At 69.0% G+C, this 17,438-nt stretch carries 13 protein-coding genes, 1 tRNA gene and 1 pseudogene; 8 read left to right on the plus strand and 7 right to left on the minus strand.

Annotation, left to right across the window (positions count from 1 at the left end; all coding sequences use genetic code 11):
- Positions 1–222: 222 nt before the first annotated feature.
- Positions 223–978, minus strand: a complete 756-nt coding sequence (locus ACFVH5_RS39470) for a GPP34 family phosphoprotein (RefSeq protein WP_107015497.1) — start codon at positions 976–978, stop codon at positions 223–225.
- A 240-nt stretch (positions 979–1,218) separates the two neighbouring features.
- On the opposite strand from ACFVH5_RS39470, the gene ACFVH5_RS39475 reads away from it, so the two are divergent.
- Both ACFVH5_RS39475 and ACFVH5_RS39480 read left to right on the plus strand, forming a co-directional pair.
- Complete coding sequence (locus tag ACFVH5_RS39475) at positions 1,219–4,170, plus strand: D-alanyl-D-alanine carboxypeptidase (RefSeq protein WP_385838521.1); 2,952 nt, start codon at positions 1,219–1,221, stop codon at positions 4,168–4,170.
- A gap of 201 nt (positions 4,171–4,371) precedes the next feature.
- Positions 4,372–6,786, plus strand: a complete 2,415-nt coding sequence (locus ACFVH5_RS39480) for an MFS transporter (RefSeq protein WP_385838522.1) — start codon at positions 4,372–4,374, stop codon at positions 6,784–6,786.
- Positions 6,787–6,872: 86 nt separating this feature from the next.
- Here ACFVH5_RS39480 and ACFVH5_RS39485 read toward each other — a convergent pair whose 3' ends face one another.
- Complete coding sequence (locus ACFVH5_RS39485) at positions 6,873–7,400, minus strand: glutathione peroxidase (RefSeq protein ID WP_385838523.1); 528 nt, start codon at positions 7,398–7,400, stop codon at positions 6,873–6,875.
- Positions 7,401–7,409: 9 nt separating this feature from the next.
- The gene (locus ACFVH5_RS39490; protein ID WP_385838531.1) at positions 7,410–8,522 is read right to left on the minus strand and encodes a transcriptional regulator; all 1,113 of its coding nucleotides are present in this window, start codon (positions 8,520–8,522) and stop codon (positions 7,410–7,412) included.
- Positions 8,523–8,603: 81 nt separating this feature from the next.
- On the opposite strand from ACFVH5_RS39490, the gene ACFVH5_RS39495 reads away from it, so the two are divergent.
- Entirely contained in the window at positions 8,604–9,830 is a 1,227-nt protein-coding gene (locus ACFVH5_RS39495) for an MFS transporter (protein WP_385838524.1), read from the plus strand.
- On the opposite strand, the gene ACFVH5_RS39500 is transcribed toward ACFVH5_RS39495, so the two are convergent.
- Positions 9,808–10,173 (minus strand): PH domain-containing protein, encoded by a 366-nt coding sequence (locus ACFVH5_RS39500; protein WP_384810641.1) that lies wholly within the window; start codon positions 10,171–10,173, stop codon positions 9,808–9,810. The two genes, ACFVH5_RS39495 and ACFVH5_RS39500, sit on opposite strands and share 23 nt — an antisense overlap.
- Positions 10,174–10,315: 142 nt before the next feature.
- On the minus strand, positions 10,316–11,209 hold the full coding sequence (locus ACFVH5_RS39505) for a prohibitin family protein (RefSeq protein WP_385838525.1): 894 nt from the start codon (positions 11,207–11,209) through the stop codon (positions 10,316–10,318).
- Between the two features lie 348 nt (positions 11,210–11,557).
- Here ACFVH5_RS39505 and ACFVH5_RS39510 point away from each other — a divergent pair, with 348 nt between their 5' ends.
- The 3 genes from ACFVH5_RS39510 to ACFVH5_RS39520 all read left to right on the plus strand — a co-directional run bounded on the left by ACFVH5_RS39510 (position 11,558) and on the right by ACFVH5_RS39520 (position 15,194).
- The gene (locus ACFVH5_RS39510; RefSeq protein ID WP_385838526.1) at positions 11,558–11,875 is read left to right on the plus strand and encodes a hypothetical protein; all 318 of its coding nucleotides are present in this window, start codon (positions 11,558–11,560) and stop codon (positions 11,873–11,875) included.
- A 148-nt stretch (positions 11,876–12,023) separates the two neighbouring features.
- Entirely contained in the window at positions 12,024–12,464 is a 441-nt protein-coding gene (locus ACFVH5_RS39515; protein ID WP_385838527.1) for a VOC family protein, read from the plus strand.
- 1,167 nt (positions 12,465–13,631) lie between these two features.
- Complete coding sequence (locus ACFVH5_RS39520; RefSeq protein ID WP_385838528.1) at positions 13,632–15,194, plus strand: ABC transporter substrate-binding protein; 1,563 nt, start codon at positions 13,632–13,634, stop codon at positions 15,192–15,194.
- Positions 15,195–15,222: 28 nt separating this feature from the next.
- Here ACFVH5_RS39520 and ACFVH5_RS39525 read toward each other — a convergent pair.
- Positions 15,223–15,366, minus strand: a pseudogene (locus ACFVH5_RS39525) (restriction endonuclease); the annotation flags it as partial.
- 479 nt (positions 15,367–15,845) lie between these two features.
- Between ACFVH5_RS39525 and ACFVH5_RS39530 the strand changes: the two are divergent.
- Positions 15,846–16,031 carry a hypothetical protein gene (locus ACFVH5_RS39530; protein WP_385838529.1) on the plus strand — a complete coding sequence of 62 codons (186 nt, stop codon included), beginning with the start codon at positions 15,846–15,848 and terminating at the stop codon, positions 16,029–16,031.
- A gap of 305 nt (positions 16,032–16,336) precedes the next feature.
- Here the strand turns inward: ACFVH5_RS39530 and ACFVH5_RS39535 are convergent.
- A tRNA-Arg gene (locus ACFVH5_RS39535) sits at positions 16,337–16,412 on the minus strand.
- A 494-nt stretch (positions 16,413–16,906) separates the two neighbouring features.
- Here ACFVH5_RS39535 and ACFVH5_RS39540 point away from each other — a divergent pair.
- Positions 16,907–17,438, plus strand: a 532-nt coding sequence (locus ACFVH5_RS39540) for a cupredoxin domain-containing protein (protein WP_385838530.1), incomplete at its 3' end; no start/stop codon positions are given.

Raw genomic sequence — 17,438 nt, forward strand, 5'->3', positions numbered from 1 at the left:
CGTCCGGACGTACGGCCCGTCGCCCCGCGCGGCCCAGCGGCTCCCGAACCGGCTCATGGGGACTGCGGTGCGGCGCTGACGTGCGTGACGCGCGAGGCGTGGTGCACGGTGGGTCCTGCGGATACGGCGGATAAAGCGAATACAGCGGTACTTCGGGGACTGCGGTCGTGCGGTGTCGCGGTGCTCCGTCGTGTCGGTGGATCCGTGCCGTGGACCGGTGACTCAGTGGGCCACGGCGCGTGCCATCGAACTGCGGTGCGGTTGCATCGGGACGCCCCTGGCGGGCTCCGGTGCGGGCCTGGCTCCGGGGGCGGCCTGACGGCCGGTCGGTGCCGGACTGCGGCGTGGCTGTGCGGCCACTCCGTTCTGGACGTCCATCACGGCGTGCGCCACGAGTCCGCCCATGGGGTCGTGCCTGATCAGGTCCCGGAGTCGGGAGCGCGACGAACGCCCTTCGTTCCCCGGGTAGAGGTGCTTGCCCAGGCCCACGGCATGCGCCAGTGCGGCCAGAGCGGCGGTCCGCGGGTCCGGCGGGACGCCGGTGCGGATCGCGCTGTCCAGCCGGGCCCTGATCTCCCGGCTGATCTCCGTGTCCGTCGCTTGGTAGCGAGTCGTCGGAAGCACCCCGCACATCTGGCCCGCCACGGCATGGACCATGCCGCATCGCTCCAGATGCGAGAGATATGTCTGGCGCAACCCCAGTCGGGGTCCGCCGATCCAGTTCACAGCGCGTACTGGAGCACCCCGCCTGCGGAGTAGTTCCAGCGCACAGTCCAAGGTCGGATCTCCGGTCGGCCGTGGTGCCACCACGGCGATACGATCCCCGTCTGGGGCTATCCGTCCGGCCAGCGCCAGCTCCACTAGCTGTGCTCCGGCCAGACCGAGGTCGAGCGACTGCGGCTGTGCGGTGGTACCCGTGGTCGGGTCCAACGCCAGCAGCAGAAGCTCCTCCGGAAGTGTTCTGCGGCTCCTGCCCATCCATGCCTCCCCGCGTGGATGAATGACAGGGTGACCCCTCTCACATTGGTCTGTCGAGAGCACGTGACCGGTTCGTAGTGGAACCAGTAGATATGTCGTTCTCGTCTACCGCAGGGGTCAATCCCTCACACAGGACACTGGTAGATGGTTCGGACACGGGTGTCCGGGCCGCGTGTGCACTGTTTAACGGGTTCATGGTTCGGTTGGGCGCACGGTGTGTGGCGCACGGAGGAGGCATCGGTGGCGGGCGAGTCCCCCGACAGGTCGAAGCAGCACGAGTCGTCGGCAGAACCGACGTCGGGGAGCAGGGTTCCGGTTCCGGATCCGCGGCTGGCGGTCGCGCGGGAGACCGTGACGGCGGCTGCCCGGGCGGACACGGCGACGGCGGTGTTCTCGACGAAGCGCTCCGCGGACTCGACGGGTTCCGCGGGTTCCGCGGACGCGGAGGAGTCGGCGGAACCGGCTGCCGGGAGTTCCCTGGGGAGTGACGGTTCTGCGGAGCCGGAGAAATCCGCGGAGGGTGCCGGGAAGGGCACCGGAGGCGGCGACGCGCGCCTCCGGTCCGCCGTGGCGGCCCAGGCCGCCACGGCGGACGAGGAGGCGCCTGAGGGCGCTCCTGCGGATTCGGCTGCGCCGGGCGCGGGATCGGCTGCGCCGGGCGCGGACGAGGGCGCGAGCGGGGGTGACGGCGGCGACGCCGACGCTCGTGCCGACGGTGATGGCGCCGACGGTGATGGCGTGGAGCCGGAGGCGTCGGGTGCGGGGTCGGACGTGACCGGGGGAGCCCCGGACGACGGCTCCGGCCGGGATGCCGATTCCGACTCCGACGCGGACGCCGACTCGGACGCCGGTTCCGGCTCCGGCGAAGCGGGCTCGGGCGCCGGTACGGGTGCGGCTGCGGGCCCGGACTCCAAGCCGGAGGCCGGGGCCTCGGACGAGGTCGCGGGCGAGGCGAAGAGCGGGTCGGAGGGTGTCGCTCCGGCGGACGCTCCGGCCGAGCGCGCTGTTCCGCGGGCCGACTCCGCTGCGGACGCCGACGCCCCGCCGAGCAGCGGAACCGCTGCCTCCGGGGAGAGCGCGGGGAACGCCGCGGCCGACGGGAGCGCCGTCGGCACGGCCGGTACGAAGGCGGATACGAAGGCCGGCTCGACGGCCGGTTCGAAGCCCGATGCCAAGCGCACGGCGGACGACCCGGAGGCGGAAGCCCCCGCGGCGAAGCCGCCCGTGGGCGCAACTCCCGCCGCTGACGCGGACTCCGCGTCAGAGCCGGCCTCCAGTCCCGACGCGGACTCCGGTCCCGAGTCCGCGGCGAAGTCGGACTCCGTCGCGAAGCCGGATGTGGCGGATGTGGCGGCGAAGTCGGGCTCCGTCGGGACGTCGGGTCGCACGGCGAAGCCGGACTCCGCCACCGACGCGGGTCCCGCTGCTCCCGCCGCGAAGTCGGGCTCCGCGTCCGACGAGGGCGAGCCCGAGCCCCCGGTCGACCAGGCCACCGCGATCTTCAAGCGGCCCCCGGCGGTGGATCAGCCCACGACCATGCTCAAGCTGGGCGGCGCCAAGCCGGACGCCGGAGCAGGCAAGACGGCCGGACCCGGCAAGACTGCCGAGCCTGGCAAGACGACCGAACCGGGCAAGACTGTCGAGTCGGACAAGGGTGCTGCCTCGAAGGCCGTGGCCGATGACAAGTCGGCCGCCGGGTCCGGGGCCGAAGCGGCGGCGGCGTCCAAGGCCGAGGCCCCGCCCGAGCGCACCAGCAAGTTCGTCGCGCTCAAGCCGCTCGACGAGCCCGCTCCGACGAAGGCGAGGCCCGCCGTCCCGCCGCCGGGGCCCTCCGTCTCGCCCTCGGCAGCGCCGGCCGGTGCCGCCCCACAGGTCGGCCCCGAGCGGACGACCCAGCAGCCCCTCCCGCCGAGGCCCCCGCTGGACCTGCTGGCGGAGCTGACGAACACCCCGCCGCCCCGCCAGACCCCGGTCCGTACCCTCGTGCGCCGGGTCAAGATCTGGACACCCCTGGTGCTCCTGCTGGCCGTGGTGTTTGCAGTCGTACAGGCCGTACGTCCGCTGCCGTCCCCCACCCTCGCGCTGACCGCCGACGAGACCTACGCCTTCAAGGGCAACAAGGTCTCCCTGCCGTGGCCCGAGGAGGGCCAGGGCTGGATGGACGTCAACGGCATCGGCACGGTCGACTCGTTCGGGGAGCAGAAACCCGTCGCGATCGGCTCGGTCGCCAAGGCCATGACGGCGTACGTGATCCTCAAGGAGCACCCGCTGAAGGCCGGCGCGGACGGCGCGAAGATCCCCGTCGACAAGAAGGCGGAGACGGAGGGCGGCTTCGACGCGCAGGGCGAGTCGACGCTCAACACCGTCAAGGAGGGCGACAGCCTCACAGAGAAGGACGCCATCGCGGCCATCATGATCCCGTCCGCGAACAACATCGCGCGGCTGCTGGCGCGTTGGGACGCGGGGTCCGAGGCGAAGTTCGTCGAGAAGATGAACGCCGCCGCCAAGGAACTGGGCATGAAGAACACGAAGTACACCGACCCCTCGGGTCTGAAGGAGACCACCGTCTCCACCGCCGAGGACCAGGTGAAGCTCGGCAACGAGCTGGTGGACATCAAGGCGCTGGTCGACATCACCAAGCTGCCGACCTGGGTGGACCCGTCCGGCAAGAAGTGGGACAACTACAACCGCCTCGTGCCGTACAACAACGCCATCGGCATCAAGACCGGCTCCACCACCAAGGCCGGCGGCAACCTGCTCTTCGCCGCCACGCAGGAGGTCGGCGGTGAGAACGTCATCGTCGTCGGCGCGATCCTCGGCCAGCACACGCCGCCGATCATCGACACGGTCAACGCGGTCAGCAAGGAGGCGATGATCGCCGCCCAGGACGCGCTGACCTCGCAGAAGATCCTCAAGAAGGGTGACGTCGTCGGATACGTGGACGACGGGCTCGGCGGTCAGGTCCCGGTCGTCGCCACGAAGGACGTCTCCGCGGTGGGCTGGGCCGGACAGACGGTCAAGCTGAAGCTGGACGAGGGCGGCACGGCCATCCCGCACGAGGCGAAGGCGGGAACCAAGGTCGGCTCGCTGAGCGTCGGTGACGGTACGGGTGACGCGGTCGAGGTTCCGGTCGCGCTCCAGTCGGATCTCAGCGAACCGGGATTCGGCGCCAAGCTGACCCGGGTCGCCTGACGCGACGTACGTCCTCACGGGGACGTACGCCCGCAAAGAGCGGAAGAACCGACAAGCAGAAGAACCGACCGCACCCCGCCCGCGGAGCACCACCCAGGAGCTCCGCGGCGGGGTGCGTGCTAGCGTCGCCAGGATGGGGCAAGGCCGCCCGCCGCGGGGCCCGGCCGAGAGTGGAACAACGGGACACGGGAGTGCCAGCACGTGGCGACAGCGGAGCCGACGCATGCCGACGACGCCGAGCCGGGCCGAGAGGCCGGCCCGCGAATAAGCGTGCGCACGCGGCACGTCGATCCCCCCGGCAACGCGACCGGCCCGCCGCCCGGCAGGGCCGAGATCCCGGGCATGGCGGACAGCCCCGACACGGCGGAGATCCCCGGCAGCGCTGCCGGGGCGCCGCCCGGCGTGACGGAGACCGCCGTCAGCGCTGCAGAACCGTCGCCTGACGCGGCGGAGACCTCCAGCGTGGCGGAGCCCCCCGCCCCGGCCGGAAGCCCCGCCGCCGGACGGGGCAGCAGCCCCGGACAGGGCCAGGGCCGGGTTTCCGATCAGGATCAGGAACCCGGACAGGACGCTGCTTCCGGACCGGCTCCTGTCGCCGAGTCGACCCTTGACCCCGACCCCGACCCCGACTCCCACGCCGAGGCGAACCCTGCCTCCGAGCCGGGCCCCGAGGCCGAGCCGGTTTCCGGCCCCGGACCGAGCGCCGACCTCAAGCCGGCCCCCGAGGCCGACCCGAAGAGCGACACCGACCCGGTCCGCAAGGCCACACCGGGCCGCGGCGCCAAACCGGACCCCGACGCGGATCCGGACGTGGACCCGGATGCCGACCCGGATGCCGATCCGGCCGACGGTGACGGCCCCGGCGCCCGTGGCCGCGAGGGCACCCGACTCCACCGTTTCCTCCGGCACCCCGCGATCCTCGCCACCGCCCTCTCCGGTGTGCTGCACATCATCTGGTTCTTCACGTTCGCGAACAGTGGGGGAGACCTCGCGGCGCAGGACGCGTGGGCGGAGTTCGTGGGGCGCAACCCCGGGTCCGCGTACAACCTCGCCTGGTACGGCGGCATGCACCCGGTGTCGTACAGCGTGGTGTCCCCGTACCTGATGGCCGTGCTCGGTGTGCGGACCACGATGATGATCGCTGGGACGCTCTCCGCCGGACTGCTCATGCTGGTGCTGATGCGCAGCCGGGCCGTCCGCAACCCCGTGGCCGCCGCTGCCGCCGGAGTGTTCGCGCTGCTGTGCAACGCGATCTCGGGCCGCGTGACCTTCGGCCTCGGCATGGTCTTCGCGCTCGGCGCCGCCGCGGTCGTCTTCTGCTGGCCGTACCGCTGGCGCTACAAGCGCTGGGCCAAGGCCCTGTGCGCCGCCCCCCTCGCCGCGGCGGCGACCGCCGCGTCCCCGGTGGCCGGCCTCTTCGTCGGCTTCGTGGCCGTCGCGCTCTTCCTGCAGAAGCGCCGCCCGGGAGCGTGGGCGCTGGGCCTCGCGCCCGCCGCGGTCGTGGGCGTCTCGGCCTGGATGTTCCCCTTCTCCGGTACGCAGCCGATGATGTTCGGTTCGGTCCTGCTGCCGTTCGCGACCGCCGCCTGCGCCTTCCTCCTCGTCCCCAAGGAGTGGAAGACGGTCCGGATCACGTCGGCGGTGTACGGCCTGGCCGTCGTCCTCGTCTGGCTGATCAACTCGCAGATCGGCTCCAACATCAGCCGGCTGCCGATGCTGCTGGGCGGGGTCACGCTGATCGCCGCGCTGCCCTTCACGGTGCCGCGCTCACGCAAGTGGTACGCGATCCTGCTGGCCTTCGTGACCGTGAACGGCTGGATCGCCTTCAAGGCCGTCGACGACATCGTGCACACCACGCCCGCCGCGTCCTGGGCCCGCGAACTGGCCCCCCTCGTCAACCAGCTCCAGGTGGCCGGCGCCGAGAAGGGCCGCGTCGAGGTCGTACCGGCCCGCTCGCACCGCGAGGCGTCCGCCCTCGCCCCGTACGTCAACCTCGCCCGCGGCTGGAACCGGCAGGCGGACATGGAGCGCAACCCCCTCTTCTACGACGACACCCTCAACTCCGCGAACTACCACGAGTGGCTGCAGCGCTGGGCCGTCCACTACGTCGTCGTACCCAAGGGCGAGCCCGACGGTGACGGCGGCGAACGCGAGCGCGAACTGGTCCAGCGCGGGATGCCGTACCTGAAGCAGGTCTGGGGCGACGCCAACTGGCAGCTCTTCGAGGTCACCGACCCCATGCCGATGGCCGACCCGCCCGCGGTCGTCGACCGTGCCGAGCAGGGGGAGCTGACCCTGGAGGTGAAGCGGGCGGGCCGCGTGCTCATCCGGATCCCGTACTCGCCGTGGCTCGGGCTCGTCGACGCGGAGGGCAAGAGCGTCAAGCCCCCGCAGGAGACCGAGGAGTCCAAGCAGCGGGAGGACGGGGCGCCGAAGACGTACGACAACGTCAACGGCTGCCTGATGGAGACGGAGGAGGACGCCCAGGGCGACCAGTGGACGGAACTGCTGGCGCCCAGGGCCGGCACGTACCGTCTCGCGGCGCCCTATCAGCTGCCCCGGGGCACGGGATGCCCCGAGGAGCTGCGGGAAGAGGTCCGCGGCAGCGAGGAGTAGCGCGCGCCACCGGGCCGCCGGGGAGGCCGGGTGGGTGCCGCGCTCGGCCGATGCGGGCCCGCGCCTCAGCCGTGAGGGACCGGCGTTCAGCCGATGTGGGCCTCGACCGCGGCCACGAGCTCCGCGGACTCCGGCTCGGTCTGCGGCGAGAAGCGGGCGACCACCGCGCCGTCCCGGCCGATGAGGAACTTCTCGAAGTTCCAGCGGATGTCGCCGCTGTGCCCCTCGCCGTCCGCGAAACCGGTGAGCCGCTGGTAGAGGGTGTGGCGCGCGTCGCCGTTCACGTCGACCTTCTCGGTCATCGGGAAGGTCACGCCGTACGTCGCCGAGCAGAACTCCGCGATCTCCTCGGACGAGCCGGGCTCCTGGCCCATGAACTGGTTGCACGGCACTCCGAGCACGGTGAAGCCCTGTGCCGCGTACCGCTCCTGCAGCCGCTCCAGACCCGCGTACTGCGGGGTGAGGCCGCACTTGGACGCCACGTTGACGATGAGCACGGCCCGGCCCTTGTACTGGCCGAGATCGGCGGACCCGCCCTGCAGCGCATCGATGTCGACGTCGAGAGCGGACGCGCCGGAGGCGGCGGAGGAGGCGGAGGCGTTGTCAGTAGTCATGAGCGGATGCTAACTCCGCTCCGCCGGAGCCGGATCGGCACCCTGCGCCCCGCGCCCCGAGCTCCCCGGGTTCTGGGCCCCGACGAGCACATCGCCCTCGGGCGTCCGGAAGTAGAGGACCGACCGCCCCGAGCGCCGCCGCCCCACCAGGCGCGCGTCGAGCAGCAGTCTCAGATGGCGCCCGACGGAACCGAGTCCCTGCCCGGTGACGGCGACCAGCTGGCTCGTACTCATGGGGGACCCGAGCAGGACGAGCACGCGGGCCCGAGCGCCGCCGAGCAGCCGGGAGAGGCTGTCCGGAACGGCGACGGGGGAGGGCGCGGACCCCTGCGAGGACGCGGACCCCTGCGCGCACGCGGACCCCTGCTGACCGGTCTCCGCCAGCACGCCCGAGCAGGGGTACACGACCCCGTACCGGCGCGGTCGGTCCGTGTCGGGGTGCGGGTGCTCCCGGGGCTCCTCCCACGACACCCACCCGTGCCGCTGCGGAGTCACCGGTACGAAGACGATCCGGGCGCCCGAGATCTCGCGGGGCGGGTACTCGTGCAGATTGACCTGCAGCCGGTTCTCGCCGAGCCAGCGCATCCCCGGCCGCATCGCCCCGAGTGCCGCCGCCCAGCCCTCCTGGCTCAGCCGCGCGGTGCGGGCCACGACATCCGCTTCGAGCACGAGCCGACGCCGGTGCCAGTCGGGGCGTACGGCCTCGGTCCAGACGCGGGCGAGCAGGTCGGCGGCACGGTCGGGAAGGTCGTCGCGGTCCCGGAGGAGCGAGGGGAGCGGACCGCGCAGGGCGACGGCGAGATGGGCTCGGGCGGCCTCGGGGGAGGCCTCGCGCACCCGGGCGACCTCCGTGGCGAAGTCCTCGTCGCCGCGCGGGGTGGGTGTGAGGAAGTCGGCGATCCACTCGCGTCCGAACCCGGCCCGGACGAGGGCTGCGGTGACGGGATCGGACGCCAACCACCTCTCGTAGGACGGCAGATGGGAGTCCAGCCAGAGCCGTTCACCGGGATGCGCGGCGCTCCGGGTGTGCAGCGCCTTCAGACAGGCGAAGGTCTCGGCGAGCGGCGAGAGCACGAAACGGCTGCCGGCGAGGGTGTCGGCACTGACCTGCCACCAGCCCATTTCCGCCCCCCGGTTCATGGTCGTTTCGCACAGACGCGAAACACTAACGGTCGTCCCGGCGGGGGCCCGAAACTCCGGCGCATGCCAACGACGTACCGGTCCCTCTTCCGCACCCCGGAGTTCACACCCCTCTTCCTGGCCTCCTCGGCGCAGGTGGCGGCGCAGACGATGAGCGGACTCGCGCTCGGCACGCTGGTCTACCGGGCCACGGACTCACCCCTCCTGTCGGCCCTGAGCATGTTCGGGCCCTCGCTCGCCCAGGTCCTCGGCGCGACCACGCTCCTGTCGGCGGCCGACCGGCTGCCACCGCGCGCCACGATGACGGGCACGGCACTGGCGTTCGCGGCGGGTACGGCACTCCTGGCGCTCCCCGCCCCCCTCTGGACGGTCTTCGCGCTGATCCTCACCCTCGGCCTGGTGGCCTCCCTCGGCGGAGGCGTCCGCTGGGGCCTGCTGAACGAGATCCTGCCCAACGACGCGTACATCGTGGGGCGTTCGGTCTTCAACATGGCGAACGGCATCACACAGATCACGGGATACGCCACCGGAGGCGTCCTCATCACGCTCCTGTCCCCGCGCGGCACCCTGCTCACGGCGGCGGCCCTGTACGCGACGGCCGCGGTGATCACCCGCTGCGCCCTGACCGCCCGCCCACCGAGAGCGAAGGGCCGCCCGTCGGTCCGCGCGACCCGGCACACGAACAGAACCCTGCTCGCCCCGCCCTCCCGCCGCCACCTCTACCTGGCGCTCTGGATCCCCAACGGCCTGATCGTCGGCTGCGAGTCCCTCTACGTCCCGTACGCTCCCGAGCACGCGGGCCTGCTCTTCGCGTGCGCGGCGCTGGGCATGCTGGCCGGGGACGTGGCGGTGGCCCGCCTCGCCGGACCGGCCCTGCGCCCCCGCTTGGGCGTACCGCTGCTCCTGCTGCTGGCGGCCCCGTATCTCCTCTTCGCCCTGCACCCGCGTCCGTCCCTGGCCGCGGTGCTCGCCGCGCTGGCCTCCGTCGGCTTCGGCGCGAGCCTTCTCCAGCAGGAACGCCTCATGGCCGTGACCCCGCCCGAACTGGCTGGCCACGCGCTGGGATTGCACTCGTCCGGGATGCTGGCGATGCAGGGCGTGGGCGCGGCGCTCGCGGGCACGGCGGCCCAACTGACGTCACCGGCAACGGCGATGGCGGCGACGGCGGCCGTATCGATCACGGTCACGCTGACACTGGCGCGAGGCCTGAGCCCCGTACCGCCGCCGCCCCCGCCGTCGCCGCTGTCCCCCTCGCCCACCGGCGCGCCTATCGAGCGACGAACTGGGTGAGTATCGCCTGGACTTCGTAGATGTCGACGCCCTTGGTGAAGGTCTTCTCGATGGGCGTGGGCGTACCGGAGATCCAGATCTTCAGCTCGGCGTCGAGGTCGAAGGTTCCGGCGGTCTCGACGGCGAAGTGCGTGATGCTGCGGTACGGAACGGAGTGGTACTCCGTCTTCTTACCGGTGATGCCCTGCTTGTCGACCAGGATGAGTCGGCGATCGGTGAAGAGGATGGTGTCGCGGATCAACTGGAAGGCGGCGTGCACCTGCTCGTTCTGCCCCAGCAGTCGCGCGTAGTCGTTCTGAGCCTTGGCCGGATCGACGGTGTGCGCGTTTCCGAACAGTGCCATGACAAACCCCCATGGGATGCGTGAAGTCCCAAGATCCTCGCACCGTGACCCATTCGGAGCAATGCTCTGTTTCCAGGCTGTCGCAAGGGCGCGACAGCCTGGGAACGCGGCAGCCCGCGCTTTCAGGGTGACGTGTGCGGTGTCAGTTCTTGCTGCCGTCCACGATGACGGGCGTGCCGTTCGCGTCGGTCCCGCACGGGACCGCGTACACGGGGTGGGCCTTCGCGGCTTCCTTGTAGGCCTCCAGGCACTGGTTGTACAGCACCTTGTCGCTCAGCGACTTCTCGATGATCTTGTTGGCGCGGGCGACACCCTCCGCCTCGATCCGCTTGCGCTCCGCCTCCGCCGTGGCCGTACGCGACGCCTCGGTGGCCCGCTCGGTGGCCTGCTCCTGCTGGATCTTCTTGTCGATCTGCTCCTGCAGCTTCTTCGAGGGCCGCACATTGCGCAGATTGACGAAGGTGACGTCGATCCCGCGCGGCGCCAGACGTTCCTTGACGAGGCCGGCGATCTCGGAGCCGATCTGCTCACGCGCGGAGGCGTACCCCTCCTCGCTGGTGTGCTTGGCGAAGACGTTGCGGATGATCTCGCGGCTGTCCGGCAGCACCAGCCGCTCCTCGACGGCCTCCTCGCTGCCCGCCAGCCGGTACAGGCCGACCGCCTTCGCGGGCACCACGGCCCACTTGATGGTGACGTCCGCGTAGAGCACACCGCCCTGCGAGGAACGGACCTCGACCACGTCGTCGTCGTTGAGGTTCAGGTCCACCGGGCGGGTGGAGAAGGACGTGACGTCGGTGAACGGCGACTTGAAGTGCACGCCCGAGGTCAACGGCGTACCCACCTTGCCGAAGGTCACCGGGACGCCGACCTCGTAGGCGCTCACGACATGCACGCAGGCGAAGACGCCGGCCAGCAGCCCCGCCGCGGCACTGAGAGCGGCCCCGAGCCGCCAGCCCGAGGCGCTCCGCTCCCCACCCCGCCCGACAAGAAAGAGCACGACTGCGGCTACGAACAACAGGACGGACAGTACGAACACGGCTTTCCCCCTAGAAACACCTACCCGCGCCCCCCAGGCACGGCGGGGCGCATCGTAGCGAGGCCGGGTGACGGGAGGGGGGTGACTGGATGATCGGAAGGGATCAGAAGAGATCGGGCCGGAAGGGATCGGGTCGGAAGGGATCGGGTCGGATCCGGGGTGGTGGTGCCGGCCGGGTGCGGGTGTCAGCCACCGAACAACGGTGGGTGCGGGCAATGCGCCGCTGCGGTGATGGGCGGCGGGGCCTGGGTTCCGCCATCTGCGGCTTCATGTCGGTACCGTGCCTGGAAAGCGAGGTGTTGAGCCTCGGACGGGACGGTCGGTCCCGCAACGGCGGCGGGGGACTGAGTGAGAGCGCGCATACGCATGGTCAGGACCATCGGCGGGACGTGGTGGGCCGAACTCGCCGCGTACCTGGCCCTCGGGGTACTGGCCGCGACGGCTCTGTGCCTGGCCGCCTCACTTCTCCTGATGGGCCTGCCCCATGGCTGGCAGGCGGCGACGACCTGGTCGTACATCGAGCATCGTTTCGTCTGGCTGGTCAGCCGGCTCGTGCCGGTATCGGTGGTGGCGTACCTCGTCGTGCGTCTACGCCGTCACGCGAGGGAACGCCGGACGCGGAGCGGCTCGCCCACGTCGACTCGTTACCGGGGCCGGCACCTGTGAGTCGCGTTCGGCGGAGTTCGACGGTCTGCGGATGTCGAGAACGTGGCACCGGCTCCGTCCCAGGGATGACACCGGCCACCACCGGCCGCGCGACGCGGAACAAGTCGTAGAAGTCGACCTAGAAATCGACCTAGAAGGAGAAACCAGCATGGCGATTCAGCGGATGGACAACGTCGGCATCGTCGTCGAGGACTTGGACGCCGCCGTCGCGTTCTTCGTGGAACTCGGTATGGAACTGGAGGGCAGGGCGCGGGTCGAGGGCCTCGTCGCCGACCAGTGCACCGGACTCGACGGCGTCCGCTGCGACATCGCGATGGTCCGGACCCCGGACGGCCACAGCCGACTCGAACTGGCGAAGTACCTCAGCCCCGCGGCGACCAGCGCTGGCCCGCGCAACAAGCCGCACAACATCCTGGGCACGCACCGCGTGATGTTCGCCGTCGACGACATCAAGGACACGGTCGCCCGCCTACGCCCCCACGGCGCCGAACTCCTCGGCGAGATCGCCCGGTTCGAGGACAGCTACCTGCTCTGCTACGTCCGCGGCCCGGAGGGCATCATCGTCGGACTGGCGGAGCAACTGGGCTGACGCGGAGGGAACTGGGCTGACGCCGAGGAACCGGGCTGGCAGGGAGCGGGTCAGGGCATGACGGGTCAGGACATGACCTGCGTCTGCCCGATGCTGCTAGTGCTGTCGACCAGAGAGCACGAAGGCCAGCCCGGGAGCCCTCAGCTTGGGAAGCTGCGGGGCTCGGGTGCTTGCGCTGACTCTGGCCCGCGGGTAGGCGCTCAATGATGATGGGGTGGTCCTTCGGGACGCACCCTGGTCGACCGTGATTGCCCGCTCTGAAGGGCACGCGGCGGACAGGCCCGCGAGTCCATCCGTTGCGAGGCGGACCCGCCATGAGGCCACGGCGTGCGTAGCGATGCAATCCGGCGATGCGGGTGAGGAACTGGTGGTGGTCGGCGGCCGAGCGCGAGCAGGTCGTCGAGGCGGCGGGGAACCACGGCGGTTGACGGCAGCACCGCACGCGAGTGGGGAGCAGTGCCCGGACATCGAGTACGCGGTTGTGCCGCCGAGCGACAGGTCTCCGCAGTCGTCAGGACCGCACTCGCGACGAGCATCAGCCGCACCGATGTCATGCCCCACCGATGTCATGGCACACGCCATGCCGCACCGACGTCAGGCCGCAGGTGACAGCTGCTGGTCGCGCGGAGATTTTTCTTGAGTGGCCATAAATCCACCAAAACATACCTCCGCCTGCACCTGGCCTCCTCATCGATTGGTATTAACTTCCGGCGATGCGCAAAAAAATCACTCCGCGTACAGTGCCGGTTGGTCTTTGTAATGCCATGATCAATCGCTGGGTCAGCGCTGTCCCGTCATTGCCGGTGGGTTGGCGGACGGGCGGCATTGAGTGCGGTACAGCGCAAGGCGGAGAGTATTCCCATACTGGGCACATTCGGGCGATGTAGGCAATGTGGCGAGATGCTGTGGCTATCGCCGTGTGCCCCGATGCGGGCTGACGCGGCAACTGGTGGCGCGCTCCCGGTGGGTCATTGCGGAGAATCTGGAAAAAGAGGTATGTCCGGACTCCACGACCGCGCGCGGAGCCATCAAGGGCAATCCCGCCCCCGCGTATCGATCCGGTCATTCTGGTCATCCGCGGCACGCTTGCGGTGTCACAGGCGGCCCATGGCGACGAGTTCTGTAATGCGAGCATCATCGCGCAAGAAAGAGGGATAAGTTGTGAACATGCGTAATCGGGTGGCGGGTTTTTCTGCCGCAACCGCACTGGCCTGCACCTCGCTCACCGCGTGCAGCGGCTGGACCGACGAATCGCCAGGAATTGTTATCGGGATGTCGGACGAAATCCTTTCCACGGACCCGTCTTCCGGTTACGACCCGGGTTCATGGCTACTTTTCAACAACGTCTTCCAGACTCTGCTGAGTTTCCCGAATGGAAGTACGGATCCGCAACCGGAGGCTGCGGAGAGTTGCGCCTTCGAGGGGGCTGGAGTACGGGTTTATCGTTGCGTACTCAAAGATGACCTGAAATTCAGTAACGGTGATCCGCTCACCGCCGAGGATGTCAAGTTCTCCTTCGACCGTGTGCGGCTCATCGATGACGCGGCCGGCCCAGCCATCATGTTCACCATGCTCGACTCCGTTGAGGCACCCGACAGTAAAACTGTAGTGTTCCGCCTCAAAGTTCCTGACGCCACTTTTCCCAGCAAAATAGCGTCTGGCGCCGGTTCCATAGTCAACCACCGTCAGTACGAGGCCAAATCCTTACGCGAGGACGGTCAGGCTTCAGGCTCTGGTCCGTACAAGCTCACATCAATGAGCAAGGACGAGGCCGTCTTCTCCCCGAACGAAAATTATAGAGGCCCCGCCGAGGTGAAGAACGGCGGAGTCACGCTGAAACTCTTCCATTCCGACCAAGCCCGTCTGAGGAAGGGCCTGACGGACCACGACATCGACATTGCCTTCCGGGGCCTGCCCGCGAAGGACCTTGTCGGCCCCGACAGTCTCGCCGATGAGCCGGGAATCCAAATAGTTGAGGGCGACAGTGCTGAGGTCCAACATCTGGTCTTCAACATGAACGACCCGGTGGCCGGAAAAATCGGCTTCCGCAAAGCCATGAGCCACCTGCTGGATCGGGACGCTCTGATGAAGCAGGTGTACCAGGACACAGCGATTCCTTTGTATTCGATCATTCCTGCCGGGGTCATCGGTCATACGACGGCGTTCTTCGACACCTATGGAGACCGTCCTTCTCAGGGAAAAGCCGAAGCGGCACTGCGCGCCGACGGGATCGAGGGAAAGGTGGAAGTGACACTGTGGTCCACCCCGTCCCGTTACGGCCTTGCCACCGATCAGGAACTGCAGGTCATCGCCGAGCAGCTCAACAGCAGCGGCCTCTTCAAGGCCAAGGTCAGGTCCGTACCCTTCGATCGCTATGAGAAGGACATTGCCGCGGGTAAGTACGGCGTGTATGTGAAGGGCTGGCTGCCGGACTATCCCGACGCCGATAATTTCACTTCCCCGTTCTTCGGCGACGGCAACGTGCTGGCCAATAATTATTCGAACCGCACGATAAGCGAGACGCTGATTCCGCGCTCAGCCACCGAAAAGAACCGCGCTGAGGCGAGTGGCGACTTCGGTAAGATTCAGGACATCGTGGCCGACGATGTCCCCGTACTGCCGATCTGGCAGGCAAAACAGTACGCGGCGGTTCACGATGACATCCGCGGATACCAGTACTGCCTGGACGCCTCGACGGTGTTCAGGTTCTGGGAACTCAGCAAGGTCTGACGGGACCGAGCTGACATCGGAGAGCGCCGTGTGCGGGTTCCAGCCCGACCGCTACGACGCCGATCCTGCCGTCGTGGCCGCAGAACGCGAACTGGTACTCGTAGGAGCTGAGTACCAGTTCGCGCATGCGCCGGTCGAGCTGTCTGCGCGCGGGCACGAGACGCGCGGTCTGCTTCTGAGGTGTCCAGCTCTGTAGAGCAGTTGCATCCCCGGTTCTGTCTGGAGGCGGCCCGGGGTGAACCCGGGACCTAACCGACGGTCGGGCTTCGTCGATGGCCAAGAGTGAGACCTGTCAGCGCCGGCCACGCACTCATCAGGGCCGCACGTCGACTGCATGTGCATGCTTTCCCACTGTGGTGGTAGGGCTTTGGGCTGCAGGCACGGGCGTTCGTCTGCGTTCAGTAGGGACTGCTCTTTGGAGCGGCTTGCGCTCGCGGCTTCCGTCTCGTCTGAACGGCGCTGGATGAGACGGAAACTGAGACCGCCGCGCTGTGCCCCGTACGGGTGACACGTGACCTGTTCGGCCTCGGTCGCCATCTGCACGCTTCTATGGTGCGTCTCGCTCTAGCACTCTCAACTTCACCATGGAGCCGATGCAGTATGGCGACACCACCCGGTCAGCAGCCTGCTCAGCCGTACGGGCAGCCCCCGATGATCATCATCAACAACAGCAGTTCCGCTGCGGCGTCTTCAGCAGCGTTTATTGGTGGGGCGGGCTTGAGGCGTCGACGTCAGTCGCTGTGGGCCCACTTCTGGCTGTTCATGCTCACCGCGGGCATCGGCAACGTCTTCTACGGGATGCACGTGAGCCGCTGGAACCGGGATCGAGGTCTTTGACCGCGGGCAGAAAGGAGGGTTTCGCGGCTCGGTGCCCTCCGAGGAGGGCGTTCGCCCCTGCCCTCACCAGACCAAGGGCGGCCAGGAGGCGATTCGCGGAGCCCCAGCTCGGCTTGCGGACGATTGCTGGGCTGACCCGTGGCGGAGCGGCTACGGCACATGACCGGCTGACCACTCGGTCCCCGTCACTCCCCATCCGACCTGGCACGGGTCTGGCGCGGCCTCTTCCCTGCGCTGCGGTCCTGTTGATGCCAGAAGTGGATGCCGAAAGGCCCCGGACCATGATCGGTCCGGGGCCTTTCGGCTGGTGCCCCCGGCAGGATTCGAACCTGCGACACCCGCTTTAGGAGAGCGGTGCTCTATCCCCTGAGCTACGAAGGCGGGGGCTTGCGGAAGGCCTTGCTGAAAATCCAGTTGGTGGATCTTTGACGAGGAGTGCAAGCCCGCTGGTCAGGCGTGGTGCGAGGCTCCCTGCGGTGTAGCTGGAACAGGCAACGCGACGTACCAATGACTGACCTGGCACAGCTTAGCGGATGCGCGCCAGTGAGGGTCCTGCGTATGGCGCAGGGGAGCGGGACGGTGTGCGGGAGCGTCTCTGAACTGCTGGTTCTGTGGGGTGCAGCAATTGGTTGGCGGACGTGGTGGGGGTCGGGCCGAGGGGTGCTCCCTCGTGGGGTCTGGTCTGACGTGCTGCCCTCTGCTCCATGTGCTGCGGTCGGGGCGACGGCGCGTCGAGCGGTGTCGTCTTGGTTAGGGAAGCCTTCCCTCTGTGTCTACAGTTGCGTAGACTGCGCTCGCCGGGCGGTCCGCCCGTCCGTATCGTCACCTGCGTGAATTGAGGCACAGTCATGTTCCGGGTACACCGTCCTCTCTTCATGAGCACCGTCGTTTGCGTGTCGGCGGTCGTATCTCTGTCTGGTTGCACCGAGAAGAGCGATGCGTCGAGTGACGACCATGTCGTGGAGGTGACGGCGTCGGACAGCGCGTGTGAGGTGTCGAAGAAGGAGTTTCCTGCCGGTCACGTCCAGCTCGACGTGACGAACAAGGGCTCCAAGGTCACCGAGGTGTATCTGCTGTTCCCTGATGACCGGATCGTCACCGAGCGGGAGAACATCGGGCCCGGTACCCGGCAGAAGGTCACCGCGGAGGTGAAGGCGGGCGACTATCGGATCGCCTGCAAGCCGGGTATGAAGGGCCAGGGCATCCGGCAGGACGTCAGGGTCACCGGCGGCGGCACGGCCGCCAAGCGTGATCCGCGGCTGGACGCGGCGGTCGCCGCCTACCGGCAGTACGCGCAGGAGCAGGCCGATGGGACCCTGCCGAAGGCGAAGGTGTTCGCGGACGCGGTGAAGGCCGGCGACATCGAGGGCGCGAAGAAGGCGTACGCCACGTCGCGGATCGGCTGGG

The sequence above is a fragment of the Streptomyces sp. NPDC127119 genome, assembly GCF_042677425.1.
GTDB lineage: Bacteria > Actinomycetota > Actinomycetes > Streptomycetales > Streptomycetaceae > Streptomyces.

Coding starts and splice junctions, on each gene's coding strand:
- ACFVH5_RS39470 (WP_107015497.1), bottom strand. CDS start 978: ATGGGCAGGAGCCGCAGAACACTTCCGGAGGAGCTTCTGCTGCTGGCG.
- ACFVH5_RS39485 (WP_385838523.1), bottom strand. CDS start 7,400: ATGACTACTGACAACGCCTCCGCCTCCTCCGCCGCCTCCGGCGCGTCC.
- ACFVH5_RS39490 (WP_385838531.1), bottom strand. CDS start 8,522: ATGGGCTGGTGGCAGGTCAGTGCCGACACCCTCGCCGGCAGCCGTTTC.
- ACFVH5_RS39495 (WP_385838524.1), top strand. CDS start 8,604: ATGCCAACGACGTACCGGTCCCTCTTCCGCACCCCGGAGTTCACACCC.
- ACFVH5_RS39500 (WP_384810641.1), bottom strand. CDS start 10,173: ATGGCACTGTTCGGAAACGCGCACACCGTCGATCCGGCCAAGGCTCAG.
- ACFVH5_RS39515 (WP_385838527.1), top strand. CDS start 12,024: ATGGCGATTCAGCGGATGGACAACGTCGGCATCGTCGTCGAGGACTTG.
- ACFVH5_RS39520 (WP_385838528.1), top strand. CDS start 13,632: ATGCGTAATCGGGTGGCGGGTTTTTCTGCCGCAACCGCACTGGCCTGC.
- ACFVH5_RS39530 (WP_385838529.1), top strand. CDS start 15,846: ATGATCATCATCAACAACAGCAGTTCCGCTGCGGCGTCTTCAGCAGCG.